Source organism: Sphingobacterium paucimobilis HER1398 (assembly GCF_000416985.1).
Classification (GTDB): Bacteria; Bacteroidota; Bacteroidia; order Sphingobacteriales; family Sphingobacteriaceae; genus Sphingobacterium; species Sphingobacterium paucimobilis.
In genome coordinates, this window is sequence record NZ_ATDL01000015.1 from 27,558 (window position 1) to 54,257 (window position 26,700).

Annotated in this window: 23 protein-coding genes; 20 read left to right on the forward strand and 3 right to left on the reverse strand. The window is 41.3% G+C overall.

Going from position 1 to position 26,700, the window contains the following annotated elements; translation table 11 throughout:
- The first annotated feature begins 237 nt into the window (after nucleotides 1–237).
- Nucleotides 238–768, forward strand: coding sequence for a GtrA family protein (locus tag M472_RS45970; RefSeq protein WP_021070199.1), 531 nt, complete (start codon nucleotides 238–240; stop codon nucleotides 766–768).
- Here the strand turns inward: M472_RS45970 and M472_RS33130 are convergent.
- Nucleotides 765–3,158, reverse strand: a complete 2,394-nt coding sequence (locus M472_RS33130; RefSeq protein WP_158499900.1) for a TonB-dependent receptor — start codon at nucleotides 3,156–3,158, stop codon at nucleotides 765–767. The two genes, M472_RS45970 and M472_RS33130, sit on opposite strands and share 4 nt — an antisense overlap.
- A gap of 454 nt (nucleotides 3,159–3,612) precedes the next feature.
- The gene (locus M472_RS33135; RefSeq protein WP_021070201.1) at nucleotides 3,613–6,144 is read right to left on the reverse strand and encodes a tetratricopeptide repeat protein; all 2,532 of its coding nucleotides are present in this window, start codon (nucleotides 6,142–6,144) and stop codon (nucleotides 3,613–3,615) included.
- Nucleotides 6,145–6,575: 431 nt separating this feature from the next.
- Here M472_RS33135 and M472_RS33140 point away from each other — a divergent pair, with 431 nt between their 5' ends.
- A complete protein-coding gene (locus M472_RS33140; RefSeq protein ID WP_021070203.1) occupies nucleotides 6,576–6,764 on the forward strand; it encodes a hypothetical protein in 189 nt (62 codons plus the stop codon).
- A gap of 106 nt (nucleotides 6,765–6,870) precedes the next feature.
- On the opposite strand, the gene M472_RS45445 is transcribed toward M472_RS33140, so the two are convergent.
- Complete coding sequence (locus M472_RS45445) at nucleotides 6,871–7,125, reverse strand: amidohydrolase family protein (protein WP_081643144.1); 255 nt, start codon at nucleotides 7,123–7,125, stop codon at nucleotides 6,871–6,873.
- Nucleotides 7,126–7,268: 143 nt separating this feature from the next.
- On the opposite strand from M472_RS45445, the gene M472_RS33145 reads away from it, so the two are divergent.
- The 18 genes from M472_RS33145 (at nucleotide 7,269) to M472_RS33230 (ending at nucleotide 26,675) form a co-directional block, all read left to right on the forward strand.
- Nucleotides 7,269–8,882: a sensor histidine kinase gene (locus tag M472_RS33145; RefSeq protein WP_021070205.1), complete on the forward strand. Its 1,614-nt coding sequence runs from the start codon at nucleotides 7,269–7,271 to the stop codon at nucleotides 8,880–8,882.
- A 2-nt stretch (nucleotides 8,883–8,884) separates the two neighbouring features.
- Entirely contained in the window at nucleotides 8,885–9,649 is a 765-nt protein-coding gene (locus M472_RS33150; protein ID WP_031301633.1) for a LytR/AlgR family response regulator transcription factor, read from the forward strand.
- Nucleotides 9,650–9,862: 213 nt separating this feature from the next.
- Nucleotides 9,863–10,750, forward strand: a complete 888-nt coding sequence (locus M472_RS33155; protein WP_021070207.1) for an AraC family transcriptional regulator — start codon at nucleotides 9,863–9,865, stop codon at nucleotides 10,748–10,750.
- A gap of 90 nt (nucleotides 10,751–10,840) precedes the next feature.
- Entirely contained in the window at nucleotides 10,841–11,338 is a 498-nt protein-coding gene (locus M472_RS33160; RefSeq protein ID WP_021070208.1) for a VOC family protein, read from the forward strand.
- A gap of 87 nt (nucleotides 11,339–11,425) precedes the next feature.
- Complete coding sequence (locus M472_RS33165) at nucleotides 11,426–11,842, forward strand: hypothetical protein (RefSeq protein WP_021070209.1); 417 nt, start codon at nucleotides 11,426–11,428, stop codon at nucleotides 11,840–11,842.
- A gap of 375 nt (nucleotides 11,843–12,217) precedes the next feature.
- Complete coding sequence (locus tag M472_RS33170; protein ID WP_021070210.1) at nucleotides 12,218–12,802, forward strand: RNA polymerase sigma factor; 585 nt, start codon at nucleotides 12,218–12,220, stop codon at nucleotides 12,800–12,802.
- Between the two features lie 63 nt (nucleotides 12,803–12,865).
- Nucleotides 12,866–13,978 carry a FecR family protein gene (locus M472_RS33175; RefSeq protein WP_021070211.1) on the forward strand — a complete coding sequence of 371 codons (1,113 nt, stop codon included), beginning with the start codon at nucleotides 12,866–12,868 and terminating at the stop codon, nucleotides 13,976–13,978.
- 152 nt (nucleotides 13,979–14,130) lie between these two features.
- A complete protein-coding gene (locus tag M472_RS33180; protein ID WP_021070212.1) occupies nucleotides 14,131–17,508 on the forward strand; it encodes a TonB-dependent receptor in 3,378 nt (1,125 codons plus the stop codon).
- A gap of 5 nt (nucleotides 17,509–17,513) precedes the next feature.
- Nucleotides 17,514–18,791, forward strand: coding sequence for a RagB/SusD family nutrient uptake outer membrane protein (locus M472_RS33185; protein ID WP_021070213.1), 1,278 nt, complete (start codon nucleotides 17,514–17,516; stop codon nucleotides 18,789–18,791).
- A gap of 3 nt (nucleotides 18,792–18,794) precedes the next feature.
- On the forward strand, nucleotides 18,795–19,730 hold the full coding sequence (locus M472_RS33190) for a phosphodiester glycosidase family protein (protein ID WP_021070214.1): 936 nt from the start codon (nucleotides 18,795–18,797) through the stop codon (nucleotides 19,728–19,730).
- 8 nt (nucleotides 19,731–19,738) lie between these two features.
- Nucleotides 19,739–21,415: a BACON domain-containing protein gene (locus tag M472_RS33195; RefSeq protein ID WP_031301638.1), complete on the forward strand. Its 1,677-nt coding sequence runs from the start codon at nucleotides 19,739–19,741 to the stop codon at nucleotides 21,413–21,415.
- Nucleotides 21,416–21,476: 61 nt separating this feature from the next.
- Nucleotides 21,477–22,556, forward strand: a complete 1,080-nt coding sequence (locus M472_RS33200) for an SGNH/GDSL hydrolase family protein (protein ID WP_021070216.1) — start codon at nucleotides 21,477–21,479, stop codon at nucleotides 22,554–22,556.
- A gap of 175 nt (nucleotides 22,557–22,731) precedes the next feature.
- Nucleotides 22,732–23,151 (forward strand): hypothetical protein, encoded by a 420-nt coding sequence (locus M472_RS33205; RefSeq protein ID WP_021070217.1) that lies wholly within the window; start codon nucleotides 22,732–22,734, stop codon nucleotides 23,149–23,151.
- Nucleotides 23,152–23,160: 9 nt separating this feature from the next.
- Nucleotides 23,161–23,523 carry a nuclear transport factor 2 family protein gene (locus tag M472_RS33210; protein WP_021070218.1) on the forward strand — a complete coding sequence of 121 codons (363 nt, stop codon included), beginning with the start codon at nucleotides 23,161–23,163 and terminating at the stop codon, nucleotides 23,521–23,523.
- 189 nt (nucleotides 23,524–23,712) lie between these two features.
- A complete protein-coding gene (locus M472_RS33215) occupies nucleotides 23,713–24,678 on the forward strand; it encodes a hypothetical protein (RefSeq protein WP_021070219.1) in 966 nt (321 codons plus the stop codon).
- A gap of 140 nt (nucleotides 24,679–24,818) precedes the next feature.
- Complete coding sequence (locus M472_RS33220) at nucleotides 24,819–25,271, forward strand: hypothetical protein (protein WP_021070220.1); 453 nt, start codon at nucleotides 24,819–24,821, stop codon at nucleotides 25,269–25,271.
- A 50-nt stretch (nucleotides 25,272–25,321) separates the two neighbouring features.
- Nucleotides 25,322–26,116, forward strand: coding sequence for an AraC family transcriptional regulator (locus tag M472_RS33225; RefSeq protein WP_021070221.1), 795 nt, complete (start codon nucleotides 25,322–25,324; stop codon nucleotides 26,114–26,116).
- A gap of 151 nt (nucleotides 26,117–26,267) precedes the next feature.
- Nucleotides 26,268–26,675 (forward strand): RidA family protein, encoded by a 408-nt coding sequence (locus M472_RS33230; RefSeq protein WP_021070222.1) that lies wholly within the window; start codon nucleotides 26,268–26,270, stop codon nucleotides 26,673–26,675.
- Nucleotides 26,676–26,700 lie beyond the last annotated feature (25 nt).

Below are 26,700 nucleotides of genomic sequence, written 5' to 3' on the forward strand. Positions count from 1 at the left end.
TGCTAGTAGGTCTTGATAGTTGGGATGTACTCACAGTGTATTCTCATAGCTTATGATTATAGTTTCTCCTTATAGTTTTGCATAACTATTATTACAACCTGTTTATTTTGTAAAATTGACACCATTAAAGACTGTCATTTTCAGTCTATAGAGGATGTTTCTTTATTAAAAGAAGTTTCTACATTTGTCTTTTGAAAAAATCATTCAAGACATATTCTATTAAATAATTAAACAGATTTGAGGATAAACAAAAAGCTAGGTAAACTAACGGCCTTTTTAAATAAATTCATTTCAAAAGAAAGTACTTCAGAGGAGATTATTAAGGATATTATTAGCAGCCAAAAATTAAGATACCTGTTTTTTGGATCATGCAATGTTGTACTGAGTTGGGTTATTTACTTTGTCTGTATTCATTTCATTACTTTTAAAGAGAATGTAGTTTTATTCGAACGAATTACGATTAGCCCACATATTTTTTCTCTTCTAATATCGTTTGTCATTACATTTTTCTCGGGTTTCTTTTTAAACCATTTCTTAGTTTTCAGATCGCCTGATTCACCCGATCTATGGCGTAAATTGGGCAAGTATTTAATAGCTAATATGGGGTCCTTGATATTAAACTATGTGTTGCTGAAATTTTTTGTAGAAGTATTGTTCTTCTATCCGACTCCCTCACAGATTTTGTGTACTTTCTTGGTCACGATATACAGCTTTCTAATGCAGAAAAAATTTACGTTCAAAAACAAGTTGGTACAGCGACACCATTAATTGACTCGCTGCCTTTCGTCTTCATTCGATTGCTGTATCTTCTTCTCTTCACTTTTCTTACCTCTCGAAATCATATAGGTAAAAGAAACATTGAATGTTCTGGTGGGACGCTTTTGATAAAAATTGATCACTGTCCCCTCTGTAGCTGTAAACTCACGTTCTCTTTGGGTATTGAAAATATCATCTACCTGAAAAACAATCCGACCTTTACCCTTAAAAAACGGTCGAGATAGGACTACGTCCGTGTAAAACTGATCTGCATATTGGGTATTGCCTCTATAAGATAGGGTCCGATAAGAAAAAGCGCAGGTAGTATCGAATAGATTGTTGAACTTTAGAATATGGTTTAAACGACCTTCAAAAACGGGCTGTGACTGCTTCATATCCTTATGGATATACTCGGAGTTGAAAAATGAAAAATTGCCCTGTATACTCCACTGTTTATTGATACGCTGCGGAACAAATGCTGTAATACCGTAATCTTGCTTGCTATTGAAATTGATCGGCTGGTATTTCAACAACTTACTGTCCATTGCCTTTACGGACTGGACAATGCTATTCTGGGTATCGGAGTAGAACAAATCGACGACTACTCCTTTCTTAAATGACAGGCCTGCTTCGACTTTATGTATAAACTCTGGCTGGAGCAAGGCATTGCCCTGGAGCACCACAAAATCATCGATCTGCAGCGTATAGGGATTGATATCCTTGAAGGAGGGTCTTCGGATTCGCTTCCCATAATTCAGATGAATCGTGCTTCCTGTCCCCCTCCACGCCTGTGTCAAATAAATAGACGGAAAGAAATTGAGATACTGCTGATTCACCTTTTCCAAACTGGTTGTTGAACGCCCATCAATAAAAGTCTGCTCGGCCCTTATCCCTGCTTTAACTGAAAAGTCCTTTATATTTCTGTTAAATGACGCATACCCCATCAACAAGTCCTCGTGATAAACAAAGTTATTGCTATAAGCTGCATCTTGTTCCCACTGATTGTCCAGGTAGTTGTTCCGGATCACGGTATTGTTTCTTCGGGTACCGACGTATTTCATTCCAACGGCAAATTTAGATCCTGACAGGTACCGTTTGTCGAGATCGGTCTGAAAGCTATATATATTGGTCGTGCTGGGGGAAAGATTCTGGTATTGCTGAACACCAGCCGACGATAGTGCGCGCAACTGATAGTCATTCGATTCTTCATTATCGTTGTACAGATGGTCTGCCAACAATTTAAAAGTTGACGACAAGGTATCTAGCACTAAGGTGTAATTTAAAGTCGTATTCGACATGGTACCTTTGTTGATCCAGTTGTTCTCTGTCTTTTTAAATATCGTATCGTTCTCCTGTCGGTGTTCATTATCGGTATAGAACTTTTGATCAGAATGGGAAGTTAGCAGAACAGACTGTAAGCCCAAGCTCTGTCGATCATTGAACTCGTAGCTGGTTGTTATCCGTGCATTATACCCCGTATTTTCTTTGAAACGTCTGGTATCACTCCTATATTCCGAGGCGTCTGCATAAAAGTTGTGGTAGTTAGCAACATGTCGCTGCTTATCGATCTTATAACCTAGAGCACCGGAGGCTTTAAACTTGCCACGGTTATAGTCGAACATGCTGCCTCCATTATAAAAGGGATCTTTCCCCTGCTGCTTGTACCTGCTTGCCAAGATAATCTTATATCCCTCATTAACGCCTTTCTTAAGGATTATTCGGACTATACCTCCTGTGCCTTCAGCTTCGTACTCCGCACCCGGATTGGCGATTACTTCTATCTTGTTTATGTCTTCGGAGGGTATGGAACGGAGGTATTCGGACAGTTCAAATGAAGACATTCTCAGTACGACATCTCCTATCATCACGACAACAGACTGACTACCTCTCATAGTAATATTCCCGCCAGCGTCTACCCAAAGACTGGGCGTCCTTTGCAGAAGCTCTAAAGAAGATAGGCCTGTGCCTAATAGGGTGCCATCGATATTGACGACCATACGATCTACTAACCGAACATACTGAGGTTTTGCCGTTTGGACATGGACAGTCTCTAAAATGGTATTGTCTTTCTCGAGAACGACTTCGAAGCCAGGAGTCATTGTACGTAAAGCTACACGTTGGGTAATATACCCCAGACTGGAAACCTCGATAGATAGACGTTGAAGTTCGGCATTTACTTTAAATCTAAATCGCCCCTGATCGTCACAGACCAATGTACTTAGGGTAGAGTCGCCCATTGTAATCCGTACAGAAGCATAGGCTATCGGTTTCCTCAAATTATCCACAACTATACCTTCAAAATTCTGTGGATCGATTCTCTCTGAATTCGATTTTCCAGCAAGCTTTCCATCTGATGCATACGGATCTGAAGATAAAAAATGCTCATGTTTAGCGAAGCACATCTCCCCAGGAGTATTCCATATGACCATTAAAAAACAAACCGACCTTACGAGCTTATCGAAGATAATCATACGCATATGAAAATAGAAATAAGTGTAAATAAAATAACCTGTATCCTTACTGACATTACATTTTTATTATCTGGGTACAATTAATTAGCTTGGCTGCTCAATGAGCTTCCTTAATCAGCCCTGAAGATAGAACAAGTCTTGAGGTAGGTGAACGTAATTTAGGTGGGCTGTCTTAATTATTCGGTAAACGGGGGATTGACCTCGGTTAAATTATAATACGTCTGGGATCAAATGATACGACACCATGAGATCACCGACAGCGAGCTGAGGGCAAAAATCCGTAAAGGGAAAGTGTGCTGCTGGGCGGGCAACAAGAGACTGAAAATTTACGGTACATTAAGCTGTGCTTCCGGTAAACGGATGAAAAGGGAAAACAGACGAATGCTTACTTTTTCTTGAACTGCTGCAAACGCTGCTTGGCCGAAGGAATGACATCATCATCGCCTTCATAATTTTCAAGGATGCTTTCTAACGTACTCTTGGCCTGGACAGCATTGCCTTTGCGCGCATAGGTATCGGCGAGGAGGATAAAACTCTTTGCCACCCAATAATCATGGGAGTCCATATTCTCGATTACATCAAAGGCGGACTTTTGGGCTTTGTCGTACTCCTTGTTTTCATACTGCAATAGCCCTACACGATACCGCGCCTCTGCACTGACGGCAGCCTGGCTTTTTAGAGCGGCCAAGTTCAGTTCCTTCAATGCAGATTCCTTATTCCCCTGTTGTAACATGGCCTTGGCAGTATAGAGGTGCGCAGTCGCCAGTTCTTCGTCGGAAGCCCGATCATAGTTTTTGATCAATTTGACATACTTATCCATCTGCTTTAAGTCACCGATCTCGAAATAACAGATCATCAGATTGGTGACGGCGTATCCGTAGTTGTCTTTGTAATCGGTATTGAGCTCAAGTTTCTTGAGGTGTACAATGGCTTCATTGTATTCCTTCAGACTCAAGTATAGTGCAGCCGCGGTAAGGAGTGTATTCTCTGTATAGGGGCTGGTCCAATCGTTGAGGATAATGTTGAGATCCTTCAGCGCTTCTCTGGGGTGCCCTGTATGGTATAAGCTGACCCCACGGATATAGCGTGCGTGCTTCTCTTGTCTGGGTTTTGGAAACTTATCGAAATAGGCATTGATTGCCTCTACTGCGGGGCCATATTGGCCTCTGGAAAATAGTGTCTGACTTGCCTTGAATGCCAGATTGTCCTGCTCCGCGGGACTCAGATCGGTGATATTGTTGCTGAGGGCGTACTGAATATAGCTGGTCGCATCGCCTTGATCGAGATAGATGTTTTCAATGGATCGCATGGCTTGTGCTGCTTCCCTGGTCGTACTGTATCCGGTCACCACTTTCTGAAAAGTGGCCATCGCAGCTTCGGTGTTATCCTGATTGTACTGGACAAGTCCGATGGTCAGCAGTGCTCTCGGTACATAGCTGCTGCGCGGGTATTTTTTGATCATCTTTTCCAATCCTTTGATAGCATCCTCATAATTACCTGCCAGGAAATAGACATAGGGTATCTCGAATGCTACGTCATCGGCGTAGTCTGAGGTCGGAAATTTTTCAACGACGGAGCGCAGGGTCTTGACCTTGGCTTCGTTGTCGCCCTGCAAGCCCTGAATAATGCCGTGCTGGAACAAGGCGTAATCTTGGTTGGGCGCTTTGCTGTTGATCAGCCGGTCATAATATTGATTGGCCCGTTGATAATTTCGGGTCGCCAAATAGGAATCTCCCAGACGTGCGATCACATCGTACTGTATATTTTTGTCTAAAGAACTTTCGGCGGTGGCCAGAAAGCGTTCAAAATACTGGGCTGCCATGCTATATCTGTGAATACGGAAAGCGGAATAGGCCAAAGCATAGTTGGCATAATTGTATACATCAGTGTTCCGTGCTGCAGGCAGACTGAGGAATCTGGAAAAGTTGTCGACCGCCTCGCTGTATTTACGTACTTCGTACATGGCTTCTGCTTTCCAATAGGTTGCCAACGCTGCCATTTCGATATCTATTGGCAATTTTTCTGCCCGCATCAACATGGATATGCTGTTTTCAAAGGCGCGTTCGTTATAAAACTCCAGCCCCCGATAATAGGTTATCTTTTGATAGACCGCATCGGCTTTCTGTTTTCTATTGGGAAATGACTCAAACAAATAGACAGCTGTCTCAAAATTACTGCCACCGGATAGGATTTCGGCGGTGCGTGTTTCGCTATTTTCGTTTTGATCCTTTTCGAGATTAATATGGGCGTACTTCATCGCGAGGTATTCCTGAAGGGGCCTCAGTGCGACCTGAATCGAGTCCAATTCGCCTAGAATTTTGGCGTAGTTATACAGGGCATCTGCCTTCAATTCCTGGTCAAAATCCATTTTTGAAGCCTTGGAAAATGCAGCCCTGGCGCCTTGTTTGTCTCCTTTCTCTTGGGCAATCTTGCCCAGGGCAATCGTCGAGCTCTGGTAAAAAGCGTCCGATGGCCCTACTTTCTTCAGAATGGAGGCTGCTCTTTCATACTCGCCGGCGTGATAGGCCATGATACCGATTCTGTTATTATCGATATTGTTGCGCGCAGCATTGGGATACCTTTCGGGCAAGGGACTATGAAAAGGGCGTCTAAAATCATTCATATCAAAATAGATGCTGGCCACGACTTGGCGCAATTCGGCTTCCAGGTCTTTCCGCTCTATCTTCATATTGGGACTCCGGCGGATCTTGACCGCATCGGCAAGCATAGGACGGTAATCGCGTACGACCTCAATGGAATCTAAAACTGTTGATTTACTATTGACCTTTTGATCACCAAGTTGTCGATTTTCGTCCTTTTGTTTTCCTTGATCCTGTGCATACCCTGCCAGCAGCAGCACTGAAAAAATACCGGTAAGTATATGTCTCTTATAGCCTATGTGTTGTTTACCTATCATTGTTATTCCCTTTTTCTAAGCTTTTTCACGAATCCTCTTAACGAAGGCTACACGAATGAGCCCGCTAAGTTAACCGACTAAAGATGCATTAAAACCATGCCACAATTTAAGTTTTAATAACTCTTAACTTTTGAAGCTGGAATTTATGATTCCCATAAAAGATAAAAAAGCGGTAGCGGGATTTACGGTGTTTCAGGCACAGTATCTTTTCGGACTAGTTTCCATTTCGGACGTTCGTCCGGATCATATTGAATAGATTTTTTTTCATTTTGGTAGACGCTGATTATAGAGTGACCATCCACTTCTTCAATAAACCGAATCTCAGAATTTCCTGACAGAGAAAGCATTCTCCCTTTGGGTTCAAGCCTGCTATTTAAAACTAACAGTAGCAGCGGTACTATAGAAGATATCAGAAATAGAACGGGGAATCGATGACGAAATCGCTTGACAAAGATCAGGCTCCAGGTCAAGATAAACGTACCAAAGAAAAGGATATTGACTATAATGAACACCTGGTCCACCTGAGAATCTGGAATAAAGGAATAATGAGGAAGTTGATAAAAATGTTGATAAAAGACTCCCTGGAAGAGAATGGGGTAGAAATACATACCAACAAGTAAAATATAGATTGTTGGGAATAATATGAATATTATTCCCAACAATTTTATTAGTGTATTCTTTTCTAGCTTCATGACCTTGTGTTGGACTATTGCTAATATACAACTTTTAGATGATGTCTTCCTTGTACTGCGCCAAATAAGGGGCGTTCCCTCCCATATCGCGTACGGTAGTGATGCCATGCCGAAGCATATTGTCCAGTATTTTGTCTGTGGCTCCCCTTGCCCTGTCTACATCGGACAGGTCGATCGCCGCCAAATGAATATGTGCGTCAAATAAACCAGGTACGATGAATTTACCCGTGCAATCTATCTCTTCAACGTGGCGACCTATACTGATCTTGGTTTTAGAAATCGTCTTGATAAAACTATCTTGGTAAAATTAGGACAACTATTCAGATACCGTTTAAAATACTACATTTACTATTTGAAACCTTGCCTTTGCTGTTTTAAGCTTTTTGTTTTACTATTATTGTGACAAGTTTGATGTAAATTAAACTAAAGGCCATGAAAAAGATCATTTTTACATTTCTCAGTTTCCTGTTAATATCGTCTGCAACATACGCGCAAAAAGGCATCAACTTTAATCGCTCCTATGCTGGAGGGGGCAGATTGCTGATGTTCCTAGATAGCACTGCTAAAAATGTTTATTACGGCACCACCTTTCCAAATCTAGATAATACCTCCTTTAGTTACTTACCAGGAGAAAACAGTGTGAGTATCAATACCTATTTTAGAAAGAATGATCGTGTAGAGGATTATCGTTATACGATTCTAATTGACAACACTCCGCTAACAGTTAATAAATCGATCGACATAAAGGAACTAAAAACTGTCGATCATGCGGGTGAAATACTCCGCACTACGTCCCTTGGCGATTTTGTTATAAAAGGCACAGCGATTACAGTATTAATCTACAGTATTAATAACCCGTTGAATATCCAGAAGTCCGTTTTTTATGGAAAACAATTTCCGAAAGCGAAGATTACCGCTTTTTTAAAGAATTTCACAACGGATAAAGGATTTGATTCTAGTTGGATATTCGATCCAGAAGAGAAATCAGATTTCACTTTTACGGAAAAAGACCTTGACTTAACCCTAGTAAAAGATAAAACTGATATAGACTACCTTTATTCCACAAGCATAAAAGATAAGCAAACTAATAAAATAATCTTCGAATCAACGGCTTGGAATTACAGTATCATTAGTGAAGATGAATCTGCTCTTTTAGCTAGTGTGAAAATCGATAAAAACGTTTTTAGAAAGTCGGGCGATTATGAGATTATCATTCAGCCATTGATGAACTGGAAACATTGCTGGGAATGTGGTATTTCGGCAAAAGAAATAGAAAGTTACATTAGCAGATATACACTTTCTGTGACACTGGAAAACGAAAGTTACAGTCAAAAAGAGGTTTGGACGTATGTTGGTCTAGCCTGCTCAATCCTAGGTATATTATCGGGTCTCACTATGGTTTATATTAAACGTAAGAACAAGAAAAAGCTGGCTGAAAAAGAGCAACAGGAGAATATTGCAAAGCTTCAACTAAGTTCTATCCGTAGTCAGCTAAATCCTCATTTTCTGTTTAACGCACTTGCTGGCATTCAGAACCTGATGAACAAGAACGAGGTAGACAATGCCAATAAATATCTCACGAAATTTGCGCGGTTGACGCGTACTGTACTGGGTGACAAGGAGCTCATCAGTTTGTCTCAAGAAAAGAAATTATTGGATGATTATCTACAGATGGAGCAATTGCGGTTTGGTTTTAAGTATGAGATCAATCAGGCTCAGGACCTGGATTTAGATAATGTCGAAATACCGAGTATGTTGCTGCAACCTTTTGTAGAAAATGCGGTGAAGCATGGTGTCGCCCAAAAAGCGGACGATGGAGATATCGTTGTCTCCTTTATCAGGCAAGCAAACAATCTCGTGCTGACGGTTGCTGACAACGGGAATGGATTTGATACAGACAAACCGAATAAGGGACTGGGAATCGTGTTAAGCAACAATAGAATAGCTTTGTTAAATAGGATTTATAAAGAAAATCACTTTACTTTAGCGATGCAATCAAGCGACAAAGGCACTAAAATAAGCATAACTTTAACGGAGTGGCTATAAGTATGATGAAAGCAATTTTAATTGATGACGAAATTTCGAACTTAGAAAATCTGCGGACTTTGCTTGAAAAGCACTGTCCGCAGTTAACGATAATCGCAACAGTACAAACGGTCCATGACGCTGTTGATGCTATTGTAAAGTATTCGCCGAATTTGGTATTTCTAGATATTCAAATGGGAGAACAAACAGGCTTTGACGTGCTGCGGTTGCTTCCTCAGCGCAATTTCGAAGTTGTTTTTGTTACTGCTTATGACCATTATGGTATACAAGCTGTAAAATTTGCCGCTTTGGATTATCTTTTAAAGCCTATTGATATTGAAGAGTTGACAATAGCAGTTAATAAAGCGGAACAAAAGGTGCGGGCACAGACACAAACCTCGCAACTCGATTTTTTAATGCAGCAGTTAAGAAAGCCTGATGCGACCATGAGTAAGATAGCTTTACAGATGCAAGGTGAAATAAGATATGTAGCTTTATCGGAAATCGTACGCTGTGAAGCGGACAATACCTATACACATTTCTTCCTGTCGAACAACGAAAATCTGTTGGTCTCGAAATCGCTTAAAGAATACGCCGATCTCCTACGTCCAAATGGTTTTTTAAGAACGCATCAAAGTCATTTGGTAAATCCTAAATACGTAAAAAGCTGGTTGAAGGAAGACGGTGGTACTTTACTTTTATTCTCAGGAACAAAAATTCCTATTTCTAAACCCAATAGGGAAACGGTAAAACAGGCTTTGCAACAATACAACCAGTCAGCTATTTAGCAATATCACCTTCCGGGTTTCTAAAAGTGACCGGTGCCTCGGAGACCGATTTGCCCGTCATGCAAATCTTCGCAATGCTGAATACTCTAGTAATTGCGGGGAGCTGCTGCTTGTAATTCGGATAGCTGACAAAAAATGTAAAAGAATCTTATCATATTTTGATTTTATAAAAGCATAATAATGTGGAGATTTGTATAGTCCAACAGACGAAACATGATGGTAAAATCTTTGCGAATAACGCATTTTATTGATGAACACTTGTGTTTTCAGCAGAAACGAACGGAGGATACGGACTATTCGGTGTTTGCTGTCCAGAAATCCCTGAAGACTATCGAGGCTACTAAACTTGATTTTCATCTGATCATCCTGTGTGTCGAAGGTAGCTGTGATGTTTCTGTAGGACATCACGATTTTGTAATACGCTCATCGACAATTTCTATTGTTCCGCCCAACACTGTTTTTTCCACTAGGTATTCCTCGGCAGATTTTAATGCTTACTTGTTACTTTTCAATTCTGATTTTGTAAAGAAGGGATTTGTGAAAAGTGAGATCATGGAAGAGTTGCTGTTCATCAGCCCGGATTATGCGCCGATATTCGATCTAAACGAAAACGACTTTGATGATGTATTGTATAAGTTTAAAAAAATAAAAGAAGAGGCAGATAACCAATCGCCATTTTGTATCGAAGTGTCCCAGTTATATATCATACAGCTATTGTATAGCTATAACCGGATCTGTGAAATATGTCTGCTGAATTCGGATAAGCTCATTAACCGACAGTATCAGGTTATGTATCAGTTCCGGAAATTGGTCGACACGAATTTTCGTCAATTGAAATCGGTAAAGGAGTATGCGGACATGATGTTTTTGTCGCCAAAGTATATCAGTGAATGTGTAAAGAATCAGACCGGTGTATCCGCTCTTATTATAATCCAAAACCGCATTATTCTGGAAGCAGAATTTCTATTGACTTATTCGCAGCACACGATCAAATCGATCGCTGCTAAACTGGGCTTCCCTTCTACATCTGCATTTTCTCGTTTTTTTAAAGGCGTAAACGGTATGTCGCCCGACCATTATCGTAATAAAAGGGAAAATTGACAACATAAACAGAAGTCCTGCGATTGATTCGTACGGCGTTTGTACGGATTTTTGCTTCCTAAAGGTATTCTATAATTTAAATATATTTTTATGAAGCAGAAAGCATTATGCGCTATTGCGATAGCTACGGTATTGGTATCGGGTGTATCCTCTAACCATCAGACAAAATCAAACACGACGAACATGGAAAAGGAAATGAGAGCTGTACAAGTTAGAATTGCAAGACCAACAAACAACCTATTGAAAGTTGTGAAATTCTATCAGGAGGGTCTGGGTTTGACAGTGTTGGGAAAATTTGAAGATCATCTGGGATATGACGGAGTGATGTTAGGCATGCCGGACAAAACGTATCATCTCGAATTTACACAGCATATGGACAAAGAACCTTTACCGGAGCCTACTAAAGAGAACTTGCTCGTTTTTTATTTTGACAGCCCTGAAGAATATCAAAGAGCCAACGAACGAATACAGAAATTGGGGATAGTTCCGGTCGAACCTGAAAACCCTTATTGGAAAGGTAAGAGTGAAACGTATGAAGATCCGGACCGCTGGCGAGTGATATTATTCAACGGGACTTATAATCCTTAGGCCTCTGCTGATAATAGGGTTATCCTTGTTTTTTGGTATATTGCCGATACGAATAGGCTAACATCTTATACCACAACCTTACGAAGCATGAACAAATATTGGTACTTTATTCTTTTGCTGTCGCTGACGAGTGCAGCATGCCATGAAAAAGGCAATAATTACCAGAATGAAACGTACGTCTATAATGACGGAAGGGATACGATCGCTGTAGCGCTGAGCCTGATGGATAACGTATTCCATGGGTCTTATGAAAAGAACAGTCCTGGTGGCGTGGTGGTCACTGGGGATATCAGTGGCAATATCAAGGGGGATACGCTACTCGGCAGTCTGTATTACACGCCCTATAAAGGAAGAAACAAACAGCGGAAAGCATTTGCATTATTGAAGCAGAATAATGACTATATCATTGGAAACGGTACAGGATATATCTATATGGGAATTCCTTACTTTAGTGTTGAGACGTTAACTTTTGACGGACAGATCTTGAAAGGGACAAAGAAATAGCATTTTAAAGGATTATCTAGTTGTTCAGAAGCAGCCTATGCTCAAAAATACGGGAACCCGTAATATCAAAGTCATGGATTTAGCTAGCTTTGCATTAGCTTAACAAACAACCGCTCATAGCTCACCATCGGTATATTTAGGTTAAAAACAAAAACGGTGAGTATTGCGCCCTTGCAATAATGGTGGATCCAGGTCACCGCGGGCGGTGCTGTTAAAATATCAGTAATAGTTAGTGCGAACAGAAGAAAGCTGCCTCTAAAGGGTGGCTTTCTTTATAAGAAGTAACTGGATCCGTACCAGAATATACGCGTTTTCTATTTTATTCATAATAATTTAATATCTTGGTCACATTATAAGCCGAAATTCGTTCACACAATGGATGAGACCAATTTAGTCAGTTTAGTCAGCAGGTTTTCAAAAGGTGATGAAAAAGCATTTCTTCATGTTTTCAATTTGTACTATGCAAAAATTCACTCTTTTTTGCTGAAATATGTGCACTCCAATGATCTCGCTGAGGATCTAACTCAAGAAGTTTTTATCAAAGTATGGGAACAGCGAGAAAAACTGATCGATGTAAAGTACTTTAAGTCTTACCTATATTCCATTGCAAAGAACCATACGTTAAATGTTTTAGAAAAAGCCTCTCGCTCGCGATTGGTAATGGGAGAAATAGTAGATGCCTATCTGGAGGGGAGCAATACGACTGAAGAAAACATATGGAGTAAAGAATACCTCCACTGCCTCAACCTGGCAATCGAAAGATTGCCTGAAAGAAGTCGGGAAATATTCCGGTTGTGCAGGGAACAGAAGAAAACTTATGAAGAAGTTGCTGCTCTTATCGGTATCTCCAAGAACGCCGTAAAGAACCATATGGTCTTCTCTATGAAACAACTTCGACAGACGGTAGAACGCCAACTCGGCATCTCGCTAAGTATACTCATTACCGTATTTTTCCACTAATTTATTTTTTTACTACCCTTCGCTTCTTTTTTATTGTCTTAGCTAATAAAGAGCAACATAGACATGGAAGAAAAATTCTACAGGGAATTAGTAGACAGATATCTGAGCAAGGAACTCGGTGAAGAGGAGTTACAAGTTTTCTTTCATTTACTGGATGAGGGGAAACTAGCCCCCTACTTGCTACAGGCAATGGATGAGGACTTGGCTGATGAGCAAGATGACGTCCTCGTTCCAAAAAAACAACTGCGCTATATTAAGCCTTTATTGAGAGGTGTGGCGGCGCTATTAATAGCGTCCTTTGCTCTAGCAACCTACTTCTATCTGAATACTCCTGCGAAAGACAGCATAATAGCCGAACAACAGTCGAACAATACTGTTATGCCAGGAGGAAATAATGCTATCCTCACGCTTGCCAATGGTCAACAGATCATATTGAATGATGCTATAAATGGCACCGTAGCCACGGATGAGAGCTTTTCGGTGGAAAAAGAAAAAGATGGCTTGCTTGTATTTCGAAGTGCTAGCAGCTCGGATAATGTATCAACAAACCAATACCATACTATTGAAACCCCAAAAGGCGGTATATATCAAGTCGTACTGCCCGATGGCTCCCAAGTATGGCTGAACAGTGCTTCCAGTATAAGTTTCCCTGTTCATTTTGATGGATCCGAACGAAGGGTATCGATCAAAGGCGAGGCTTACTTTGATGTCGTTCATAATAAAAATACGCCTTTCAAGGTATTGAGCAAGGAACAGGAGATCCAAGTATTGGGTACCAAGTTTAATGTAAATGCTTACGAGGATGAGCGGTCTACAAAAACCACGCTCGTGGATGGCAGCGTCCGAGTCAAGACATCTGGTAAGCAGCTATTGCTCCGTCCTGGATATCAAGCGATAAACCCCTCTGACAAGCCCATCTATGTACAGCAGGCGGATATACAGTCTGTAACCGCATGGAAAGAAGGGTTCTTCCAGTTTGATCGAGTAGATGTACAGACTCTGATGAGACAGCTGTCAAGATGGTATGACATAGAGATCGAGTACAGAGGCGAGATTCCCAAAGATGAATTTGTTGGTAAAATAAAACGAAGCGAGGACATAAATACTATTCTTGAAATTCTAAGATATGGAAAAGTAAAGTTTGAGCTGAAAGGAAGGAAACTAATTGTTGGATAAATAGCAGCAGATATGATATAATAGAAAGAGCAGGATGAGATAAAAAACGGAAGTGCTACCAACACTTCCGCTGAATGCCTTAAGAAGGCTGTTCAAATCTCAAAAATTATTAACGCAGTATCAATAACCATTAATTTAAACAGTACAAAAGTATGAAATTAATCTTTTGGGATAAAATACCAATCGGTATTGGCTATCCGTCAAAAATTTTCTTGATAATGAAACTTATCGTTTTTTTTATGGCACTGGGCTTACTCCAGCTAAGTGCAAAAAGTTACTCGCAGAAGGTTACCTATTCAGGTAAAAAGATTCAATTAGAACGTGTGCTTAAATCTATAGAGAAACAGACCGGGTATTTTCTCTTCTATAAGCACAACGAAATAAAAGATCTCCAACCGATCGGTAACATCAATTTACGAAATGTAGAGCTGAAGCTAGCGTTGAAGGAAATCCTTAAAGACCAACCGCTTGATTTTTTCTTAAAGGAAAACACGATTATCATCAGTAAAAAAGAAGAGCAGGCTCCCTCCGCGCCCCACTACACGCAAGCAGATCTAATACAGGTCAAGGGACGTGTTACGGATCAGCATGGAAAGCCTCTTCCCGGTGCCAGCGTGCGAGTGAAAAATGGAAAACAGGAAACGATGACGGATGCCAACGGTGTATTCACTATTAAGGATGCGTCCCCTGGAATGGTGCTACTCATCACATTTACAGGTTTTGAGGGAAAGGAAATCAAAGTAATTAATAATTCGGAGCTGTACGTATCACTCCACATGATAGAAGCTCAATTGGATGATGTCGTTGTAATCGGCTATGGCAAACAGAAGAAAGAACTGGTGACCAGCGCTATAGGAAGTTTGAAAATCCAAGACGAAGATGTCAGACAGGTGTCTTCACCAACTCGACTATTGGAAGGACGGATCGCTGGGGTAAATCTGTCTTTGGGATCGGGCAACCTTGCATCTGGAGAACGTGTCTCTATCCGTGGGTTTTCTTCGATAACGGCAGGCAATGACCCATTGTATGTAGTAGACGGCATCCCCCTGAATACTTCTGGAATGTCGCTAACTAATTTTGGGGAAGAATATAGCCCATTAGCTGCCTTGAATCATGCTGACATCGAGTCTATAGAGGTGCTTAAGGATGCGGCATCTGCAGCTATATATGGGTCTCGAGCAAGTAATGGTGTCGTCCTGATCACGACTAAATCAGGAAAAGACGGCAAGTCACAGGTGAGAGTGGATATCTCTACTGGATTCAGTGAATTTGCCAATAAGAATAAACTGAAAATGGCAAATTCGGAGCTTTACACGCTTCAATATAACGAAGGCGCTCTGAACTACAACAACCAATACAATCTAAAAGTAGGCGATTCTGGCTTTAGAACTCCCATTATGAATCCTTTTTATGATAGCCCAGATACAGATTGGTTGGGTCTGATCTTACAGAAAGGATATTTCAAAAACCTGAACTCTTCTTTTTCAGGTGGTACGGCAAAGACGAATTACTATTTTGGAGTTGGGCTAACAGAACAAGAAGGCGTAGTGAAAAACAATGAGGTCAAAAAAGTAAACCTCAATACTAAATTCAGTCACAAACTCTCTGACTGGTTGGAAATCGGCACGTATAATAAAGGCAACTTTATCCGCAATAATCAGGTTCCTGGAGCTAGTTTAGGATCGACTATCATTGCGAGAGCTATAGAGCAACGACCGTTTGACAGGCCATTCAAGCCTAATAAGGATTATTATGTGGGAGGTACGGACGAACTGGTGAGACATAACCCCGTGCAGATACTCAATGAACAGGATGTATACGTGGACAACTATCGCTATCTAGGGACATTTTACGGACAGATCAACCTTTCCAAACATCTGAATATCAAATCTTCTTACAGTGCTGACATCGGATATACCTATGACTATACTTACTACAACGAAAATCATCCCTATGGCACAGGCGTGGGCAAACTGGTCGATTATAACCGGTTTATCATAAATAATCTGTTCGAAAATGTATTGAGCTACAACCAGAGTTTCAAACTGCTTAATATAAGCGGGGTATTGGGGCATTCTTGGCAAAAGCAGAGTCATAGAACGGTTGCTGTGGATGCCAGAGGCTTTCCTTCTCCGTCTTTTGGTACGCTGACTGTTGCTTCGGAAATATTTAATGCCAATGGATCGGTCAGCGAATATGCTATGGAGTCCTATTTCGGACGTGCTACTGCAGCATATGCAGACAAATATATGCTAACTGCTACATTGCGTACGGATGGTTCGTCCAAGTTTCCAAAGCATAATCGGTGGGGTGTATTCCCATCGGTCTCTGTGGGATGGAATGTATCGAAAGAAAGCTTTATGGATCACACAAATGTGGATCTTAAGCTGAGGAGTAGCTGGGGAAAAACGGGCAACCAAGAAGGCATAGGCAACTATTCTCACCTACCTCTTATATCGGGCGGGAAAAACTATGGCAATGTGAGTGGTATCGCTGTCTCCAGTTTTGGCAATGAAAACTTGGCATGGGAAAAGGCGGATCAATTTGACCTGGGATTTGACCTGTCCCTATTCAACAGAAAAGTAGATATTACCTTCGATACTTATTACAAAAAAACAACGGATCTGTTGTACAGTATGCCTGTGCACGCTACGACAGGTATGACGGCATTGCTCAGCAATATCGGCTCCATGGAAAACAAGGGTATGGAACTAAGTATATCCTCTACATTACAACTGGGGCCTGTCCAATGGAGAACCAACTTCAATATCGCGCGTAACAAGAACAAGATTCTCTCCCTACTGGATGGAGACGCTCCTATCGCTATCGGAGACAATAGAGCTCTACAGGTCGGCAGAGATATCGGTTCGTACTATCTTTTTCAAGCCAATGGACTCTATCAATATGATGGTGAAGTGCCACAACAACAGTTTGACCTCGGTGTAAGAGCTGGTGATGTCAAATGGACGGACGTGGATGATAATCAAATAATCAATGACAACGACCGGGTAGTCTTAGGTTCATCCAATCCTAAATTTAACGGAGGATGGAATAATACATTTAAATACAAAAACTTGCAATTGGATATACTGCTGACTTATATGTATGGTCAAAACTTGTACGCCGCGTGGAAACCGACAGGGCTTGCCAGAATAGGACATACATTCGGTCAGTTGGAAGAATATATCACCAACAGATGGACAGGTCCTGGAACAACGAACGTGTACCCGAGAAGTGTTCTTTCTCTATCGCATAACAATAAAAACTCGACTCGATTCCTAGAGGATGGTTCTTTTATCCGACTGAGAGCGGCTACACTAGCCTATACATTCCCTTCTGTCCGTGTCAATAACTTTGAAATCAAAAATGTAAGAGTTTTCGGGCAAGCGGACAATCTGTTCTTACTGACTAAATATTCGGGCTGGGATCCTGAAGTAAATACCAATCTTGATCCGCGGTACTCGGGGGTAGACCTGCTAAACAACCCGCAGCCCAGGACATTCACTATTGGAACAAACATAAACTTCTAAATCACATGAAAAAAACACAGTTCTATATATTGATAGCTGCTGCCATGTGCAGTACTCTTGGCGCGTGCTCTGCCAAACTCGATCTCTATCCAAGCACAGGGGTCTCACCAGATGCAATCACAGAGAAGGATCTACCGGCATTGCGCCTCGGCATGTATAATGAGGTACAGAATGCTCCCGGAGCGGAGTCTTATATCTTGTTTGATCTATTGGGAGGAGATCTCCATACGGCTTCGGGAAACCCCATTGATCTTATCAATTCGATACTAAGTCCGCTAAACAGTGTAATAGCCAATAATTGGAACGGTTATTACAAGGCTATATATCAAGTGAACAACATGATTGCCGTTGGCGAACGATTCGGCAGTTCCCAAGCTCGTAATATCGCTTTGGGGGAAGCCCATTACTTTAGAGCATATATCTATTATTCCTTGATAACAAGATGGGGTGCTGTACCAATATTACGACAGAATACGCTTGAAAAGGTCTCGCGCAACCCGGAAAACGAAGTGTGGGATTTTATAGAGGAAGACCTGAATACTGCTGAGGGGCTACTTGGCACATCTACTAATTACTACTACGTATCCCGAGACGCTGCTACTGCGCTAAAAGCAAGAGTAAAACTGAACCAAGGAAAGATGGGAGAAGCTGCGGAACTAGCGGAGTCCCTGATCAAGAATGGCAAATACAAGTTGGATAGTTTTGAAAAAATATTCCGAAAACTAGCTAATACGGAGGTCATATTTGCCTTTGAAAATCTTTCGGAAGAATCGAGCAATAATATTTCCGACCTGTTCTACACCTACGCACATACCAATAAAGGACAGGGCAAATACAGGGTATTTCCAGATATGCTGAATGCATTTTCAACATCTGACAAAAGACGGGCGATATCGATTGTCAACATCTCTGGCACCGACTGTATCAATAAGTATCCAAGTGGACAGACTGGCCGAGACCCTGTGATTCTATCACGCATAGCGGAAATGTATCTCATTAGTGCAGAAGCACAGGGACGAGTAAATGGACTGTCAAGATTGAACGAATTGCGGGCAGTCAGAGGGCTGAGCCCTGTAGCTTTTGGATCGGATACCGACTACCTAGATGCTATCATAAAGGAGCGCAGGCTGGAATTCTTGGGTGAAAATATGCGTTACAATGACTTAACAAGAACAGATAAAGCCATCCAAACACTGCATTTGCTCCCACATCAGACTGTATTGCCTATCCCTGGCAGAGAATTGCAGAACAACACTAACATAACACCAAACGAAGGTTATTAAGCTATGAAAAGATTTAGTTATATATTATGGTTGGGAACAGTACTATTTTTTTATTCCTGCAGTAATAAAGAGAATTATATAGAACCCTACGAAAAATTTGAAGCTAAGGCCAGTACTGCAATAGGACAAAAGCTAGTCGATGGTACAGACTTAATAGCTCGTGTATATAAAGACAGTACGTACCAAATAGTCCCGGGACTGGATGCAACCGAGTTTAATTATCTAAGTACTAAGGGATACCCGATGAAGCTATTTGTATTTGAAGTCGATTTACTTCAGAAAGACATTAGCATAGAGGTCTCGACGGCTCATAATTCGGTAAGCTATGGTCGTCAGAAAATGACAGAGCAAGCGGTTCTCAGAGATTATACAGGCCATAAGGTATGGGCAGGTACCAATGGAGATTTCTTTGATGGGGATACTGGCGTACCTCAAGGTGTCCTTCATAAAGAAGGTGTGGTCTTAAAATCAACGTTCGCCAGTTCGGTAAATACTTTTTTTGGCATCACAGATCAGGGAAAGGCCGTGATCGGTAATGAAGCACTCTATACTTCTGTCAAAAATGATCTTGTCGAAGCACTGGGTGGACGGGTGACATTACTATCAGCAGGTATTATACCTACCACAACTGCTCCTGTAGAACCGCGCACGGCAGTAGGTGTCTCCGAAGATGGAAATACGGTGTACATGCTGGTCGTCGATGGACGACGCTACCATTATTCCAACGGGATGGATTACCTGGACCTGGGCAAGTGTTTTAAAGCTATGGGAGCATATAATGCCATTAACTTAGACGGTGGAGGATCAAGTACGTTCTTTGTCCGAAACACTCCCGCCTTTGAGGACAACAGATTTGAAATGCGAAACTGGCCATGGGACAATGGTGGAGAACAAAGATCTGTCTCCAATGGACTACTGGTGGTTTCAAAAGTAAATTAAATGACATAATGAGAAAGTATCTATATATCTGTATGGCAGTAATGAGTTTACTGTCATGCCGAAAAATTGATTTGGAGAGTTTTGTGCCGGAAATCCCGCTACTGACTATCCATGAAGATATAATAAACGTATCCAATGAGGGAATTACAGCGGAAATAGAAATCGAATCGAACTTGCCGTGGCGGATGACTTCTGATGCGAGTTGGATAACGGTTGTAGAAGGCAATGGCCTAAAGACAGGCAAGGCGAAGATTACCATCAGCAAAAACACCATCCAAGAAGAAAGGTCTGCTATACTGACGGTATATATCGACAACAATACGCAGAGGAGTATCCAGGTCATACAGGCGGCAGGTGCCCCACTGCCTAATGTATTCAAACATTATTATGTAAAAGCTGCGGGAAGTGAGACAAATGATGGCTTATCCTGGGAAAATGCTTCCTCTTTACATAAAGCCCTCTCTAGTGCTGCAGAGGGAGATATTATCCATATTGCGGCTGGTACATATGTGCCGACATTGCCGCTTACAGGAGGAGCAATCGAGGATGTGGCATTTGAAATAAATAAGAATGTGACGCTGATCGGCGGTTACCCTGCCGATGCGGTCGAAGGAGATATTTCTCAACCAGAGATCCATAAAACACTACTGTCAGGAAACAATCAGGCATACCATGTCGTGGTCGTACATGCTGAGCGTATCGAAGGCGTACAGGTGCTGCTATCGGGTCTGACGATAGCAAATGGAAAAGCAACAGGAACGGGCTCTGTAAATGCTGGTGGGACTAATGTGTCTCGTAACTATGCTGGAGGACTCTACGTCGCCAAATCACTTGTAGAAGTAGAGAATTGCAGCATTTCTTCCAATAATGCGACTAATGCTGGGGCAGTTTTTATCGCGGGCAACGCTCAACTTTCGATTAAAAACTCTACTGTGAGCGGGAACTCGGCAACAGGTAATGCGGGTTCTATTTGGAACAGTGACGGAACTTTATATCTCTACAATTCGGATGTAAGCAACAATACTGCTACAGGTATTGCTGCAGGTCTATATGCTATCAATACAACGAAGCAAGTATACAACTATGTCTACAATACGACGATAGCCAATAATCAATCTGGTATGCGATGTGCTGTTTTTGCGCGTCAGAATGCGATATTCTACCTCGTAAACAGTACGGTATATGGCAACACGAGCAATACTGGGGCGTCTGGTCTGGTCACTCATGCCTCGGGCAGTGAAATCAATGTCATCAACTCGACTATCGCAAACAATACAAGCACCAGCGGTGAGGGTAATGCCCTAAATATCTTAGCTACGGGAGGCTCTATACGCTTGCACAACTCGATTGCGATCCATAACGGTTCAAATGCCAGTATAGCCGCCAGTAGCGAGATCAAATATCAGGCATCGATTTTTGACCAAGTACTGTATGATGAGGATGGACATCAAACGACATTAGTCGACGATACGAACAATCTATTGAAAAGCTTTGATTCATACGGCGCTTTAGGCTATACTGCTCCGCTGTCAAACACGAATACGAGCGCCCATATACATGGATTGACCAACTTACAATTGGAAGTATTGTTCAATAACCTAAGTCTCGACATGTCGTACTACCTAATCGATCAAAATAATAAAAGTAGAACAAATCGAAAAGCTATGGGGGCTGCCATAGAGTAACCAAGTTGCGGTAGTAGTCGTTAATACGTGCTACTACCGTTACTTATCATTATTTCTCCTTATGAAAACATACAGTATTGTTTTGTTATTGTGCCTATTGACTCCATACCTAGGTAACGCACAAGAGAATTTTATTTTTAAAAAAGCGTACGATCTTAAAGTACTGGGAAGAGTATCTGAAGACACCTCACACTTCCAACGCATAGATTCGGCTGACCTTCAAAACCTCCCTCCTGCTGTACAGCGTTACGCTAAATTCTCTGCGGGAATGAATGTGGTTTTTAAAACCGATTCAAAAAGCATCAAGATCCATTGGAAACTAAAGAAAATGAACACCTTATGGAATATGCCTTCAGTAGCAGTCAATGGGATCGATCTATATGGATGGAATGGTCAAGAGTGGCAGTATATCTCTTCAGGAAGACCTAATAGTGAAGATAACCAAATGATTATGGTCGAAAATCTAGATGGTAAAATGCGAAACTATCGCATTTTCCTGCCTATCTATGCCGAAGTTAAAGATCTGGAGATCGGTGTTCTAGAAAAAACGACCTTAAGCCCACCTGACACTGCGCTTGTACCCAGCTCAAAAATAGCGATATACGGATCTAGTATCACACAGGGCATAGCCGCCTCGCGACCGGGAATGGCCTATCCTTCGATCTTGTCTCGAAGACTTGATTTCGACTTTATCAATCTGGGATTTAGTGGTAGTGGAAAGATGGAGCTTCCAATCGCAGACCTATTGGCTAAAATCCCTGCTCAACTATATATACTAGACTGTGTCCCCAATACGCTGCCCGAACAGGTTAAAGACAGGGCCTATCCCTTGATTACACGATTGCGTATGCTCAAACCGGAGATACCAATTATTATGGTCGAAAGTGTGAAAAGAGAAATCAGCAATTGGAACTCGGCGATGTATACACGTGTAAATGGGCAAAATGATGAATACCGAAAAACCTTTGACAAGTTAGTTGCTGAGGGGTACCAAAACATCTACTACATCTCCACAAGTGAGCTAATGGGCGACGATCATGAAGCTACAGTTGACGGGACGCACTTGACCGACCTGGGCTTTATGCGGATATCTAAAACTATTGAAAGATATATAAAGGACAGTATTGCGCCCTTGCAATAATGGTGGATCCAGGTCACCGCGGGCGGTGCTGTTAAAATATCCGTAATAGTTAGTGCGAACAGAAGAAAGCTGCCTCTAAAGGGTGGCTTTCTTTATTGAAACTCTTGTTGCATCGTGCTAAAAGATTGAATATATTAGAGGGGACATTATTTAGTGACCGATAAATTAGATAGAAATGGATATAGAAACATTGGTTCAAAGGCTCAACGCTATAAATCCCAATGATGAATCGTTGTATGAAGTCGATGCGATCATAGCGTTGCTAAATAATCTGGACGTGCATGAGGCTAAAAAAGCCATCGAGCCTTTGTTAAAGATATTTGAACGATTGGACGAAGGGCATTATGATGGTGTACTGTGGTCTATTATTCATGGAATCGAGGGATTAAAAGAGTATGAAGATGACCTTATAGTTTCTGTCAACAGATGCCCCAATGAATACAATCTCTTAATGATCAACAGAATCCTGAATTCGGGTCAACGTACTTTCAAATCGACAGATTATCTGTCTCTCTTGCAGGATCTGCACAGGGACAATAAGCTATCTCCATACCTTAAAGGAGAGATTGGTGATTATATAGATAGACACTCCTAATCCAATAGCATGACAAAAGATCAAATACTCTATTTAGAGAACAGTCTCTATTACGCGATTAGAGAAAGTGATGTACAAGCGCTGGATGAATTATTACATCCAGATTTGCTGTTTATTGCTCCTAGTGGCGATGTAATAACAAAGGAAATCGACTTGGAGACCTATCGTAGTGGTGCCCTAAGGGTGCAAGAACTCATCCCCCAGGTTGAAAATCTAAACATTATCGACGACCTGGCTATTATCACGCTGACACTGGAGCTGAAAGGGCTCTATGCTGAGGAGCCATTTGAAGCAAAATATCGTTATATCCGTTTCTGGAAGGCTTGTTCTGATGGGATCAAGGTTGTTGGCGGAAGTGGCATTCTAATCTGATGACAGCAGCTCCAATGGGATGCACAGTGGTAGCCCTATACCGTCATTAGCGTCAACAGCATGTGGTATGCACATGCACTAAAAAGGATCATCTACAAAAATCTTGTTAAAAACTAACGTTAAAAAAAGACTGTAAACTACATTTTATATGTTAGATTAGCAAAATACGATGCATCAACAGGATATCATATGATCGAAACGAATACTATTTTAATAAGCGAAAATCCCCAAAGTGTATATACACTGGAAATGCGAGATGGAAAGCCTTTCAATGGCTATGAAGTAACACAAGAAAAACTGGTAGGTGAATTTCCTTTTGTCAATTATTACGAGAACGGCGAATTGACCATAAAATATGCGGTAGACTTTATCGCCAAAGATCAATATGAAGCGCCTATAGAATATACGCTGAAAACTACGTATGAAGCAGGCGCTGTAGTAGATGGAAATGTATATCGCTATTCGCCTAGCCGATTTTTGCTTACAGATCTGTATCTCAAAGGTGAAAAAGTAGGATTGACGGTCGACATCTTTGCAATGCATTATTTCAACCGGATCACTTTTAGAATAGATAACGACCAACTTGTCATCCGAAGTTTTGACTCTAAGGATGAAGTCAAAATCTATAAAAAAGAAGGATGGGCTGTAGCTGATTATTACATTGACGGCCAACTGGTGCAGCAGTCGGAACCTATGTTACTACGGGTCGCAGAAGGCACAGCAAATTCCAGTTCTATATTTTACTACGATTCGGACAATTTATTGCGCCAATATAATATGCTTCCGAATCTAAATCGTAGGCCATGTTCTGACCACGAACTGTTGTCGCAATTCTACGCACAGTTTTCTTTTGAATATGCCGGTCAAATTGAGGATTTGCTGAATCAGATAGACCGCTATTTTACAACGGCTACAGCAGATTCGGAAGAGCCTATAGAAGCTATATTCGAGCACCTGGCGATACCCTACACCCAAGAGACTATCCTAGGTTATGTGAGCTTTGACGAAGCCGACAAACCGCACACTGCTGTGCTGTTCCGAAATATGGAGCAGGAAAAATATCAACAGTTTACAACGATCAACAGCCCAATAACGGATAGGGATACTGTCGTACAACTATTGGAGGTGATGAAGCAAGATATTACGCTGGAATAAGACATAGCATGATGAGGTCTAGGATATGCTCCCTAGAATGTACGCTACAGGAATCGCGCTGTCCCCAGTAACTTGGTATCATGTTTGCGATAGAAATCTGCGAATCAGGCTCACTTAAAATCGTATACTGTTATATACATATGAAAATTGCTTTAACTACACTATGCTTGCTACTGGGCATAGCTATCAGTCCTCACGTTCAGGCTCAAAGTTATCTTTTGGGTCCAACGGTCAGTTATCAATACCAAAAAGGAAGTATCCTAAAAACGGGCGTGTACTACGCTACCAGCATTAACACGAGGAATATATTGAAGCTCGACGCTACAGCCAATTTTACATGGATACAAAACAAGCATGCTGTAATTCCTGAAGTAGCCGCAACGTTTTACTCAGACATGTATATATTGGGGCTATTCGCCAGAACTGAATTCACCCCCTATACGGTGACACCCAAAATTGGAATTTCTGCTCTTACTGTGCTTGAGCTGGATTTTGGTTACGGATTCCCGATGGCCAATAAAACCAACTACCGGCCCATCAAAGGATTTACAACGTCTTTGCGTTTTAACATTCCCCTCAACAGTAGCCTATAGTTGCTATAACATCTAATTGCAGCACTTAGACGTTTACGAAAAAAAGCACTATGTTTTATCAAGAGTTTCCTCCAATCAAAGCACTACAAGAGTATATCCAATACTTCTGGGTATTGGAAGACTACACAACCAGCTCTAGCCAAACTTTTTTCAGAGTAATCCCCGATGGTGTACCCGCATTGATATATCAAGAAGGGCCATCGCTTTTTTATGACAAATGCGGCTTGGTCTTGCCTGAACTCTATATCTATGGGCAGTCATCCCGACACATTGAAAATAGCATAGGTGGTTCTTTTAGGATTATTGGAGCCTACCTACAGCCTACGGCTTTGAAAACTATTTTTAACATGGATGCTTTTGAATTTAACAACCAGAATATCCCTTTAGCGGATATTGTCTCTGACAATATCCTTGAGCGATTGATGAACGCAAGTGCTATAGCTGAAAAGATAGGGGTTATATCCGACTTTTTTCAAAAGCGAATACAGTCTGGAAAAATAAACCATAAAAAAGCGAATTATGCCTGTGATCTATTCCAGAAAGGCATCTCTCTGAAAGATACTCAGACAGAAATGGGCTTGTCTGAGCGTTCTTTGGAAAGGTTGATAAAGCAATACGTGGGTATGTCTCCTAAAATGTTTTCAAGAATTATCCGATTTCAGTCTGGTCTAAATATTTTGCGGAAATCAGATTTGCACAATCTTACAACACTGGCCTACGAAAAGAACTATTTTGACCAATCGCATTATATCCGGGAATTTAAAGAGTTTACGGGAACAACGCCTAAGAATTTTTTGCTCTGTTCGCATGAAACGTTAGCTAATTTTCCAAAATGGAAGGTGTAACGCATTTCTCTTTGTTTTTAAATGTCGGTTTTATCCAATTTTGCTAAGATCGATTCCTCTAATTTTGCTCCGATACAGCTCGGGAACGATCAATATGATAGATCTATATTGTCCTGTGCCAGTAGGTGAATATGTATAAAACAACAAAAAAATGAGTACAGAAAAAAATCAAAAAGTAGTTCGGCTAAACCCAGAATGTGTTCCAGCACCTGTCGGTAATTATTCGCACGTCACCATAATCCCTAGAAACTGTGACCTATATACTTTTTCGGGGCAGATTGGCATTGACAGTAATGGAGATATTCCTAATTCTATTAATGAGCAAGTAACTTATACGTTTGCTAATATCGAAAAGCTCTTGAGAAATCAGGGCTTATCTCCAGATGATGTAATCAAGGTGAACATCTGGGCTACTGAGGAAATTGACTGGAGTTATATGGATGCTGAATGGGAAAAACTATTTGGAAAGTTATATCCCTCCATGACGATAGCCTATGTGACAGCACTAGGACTACCAGAACTGAAGATAGAAATTGAAATATGGGCCGCAAAAAATTAAGCAATCAAACTATTATCAATCTAAC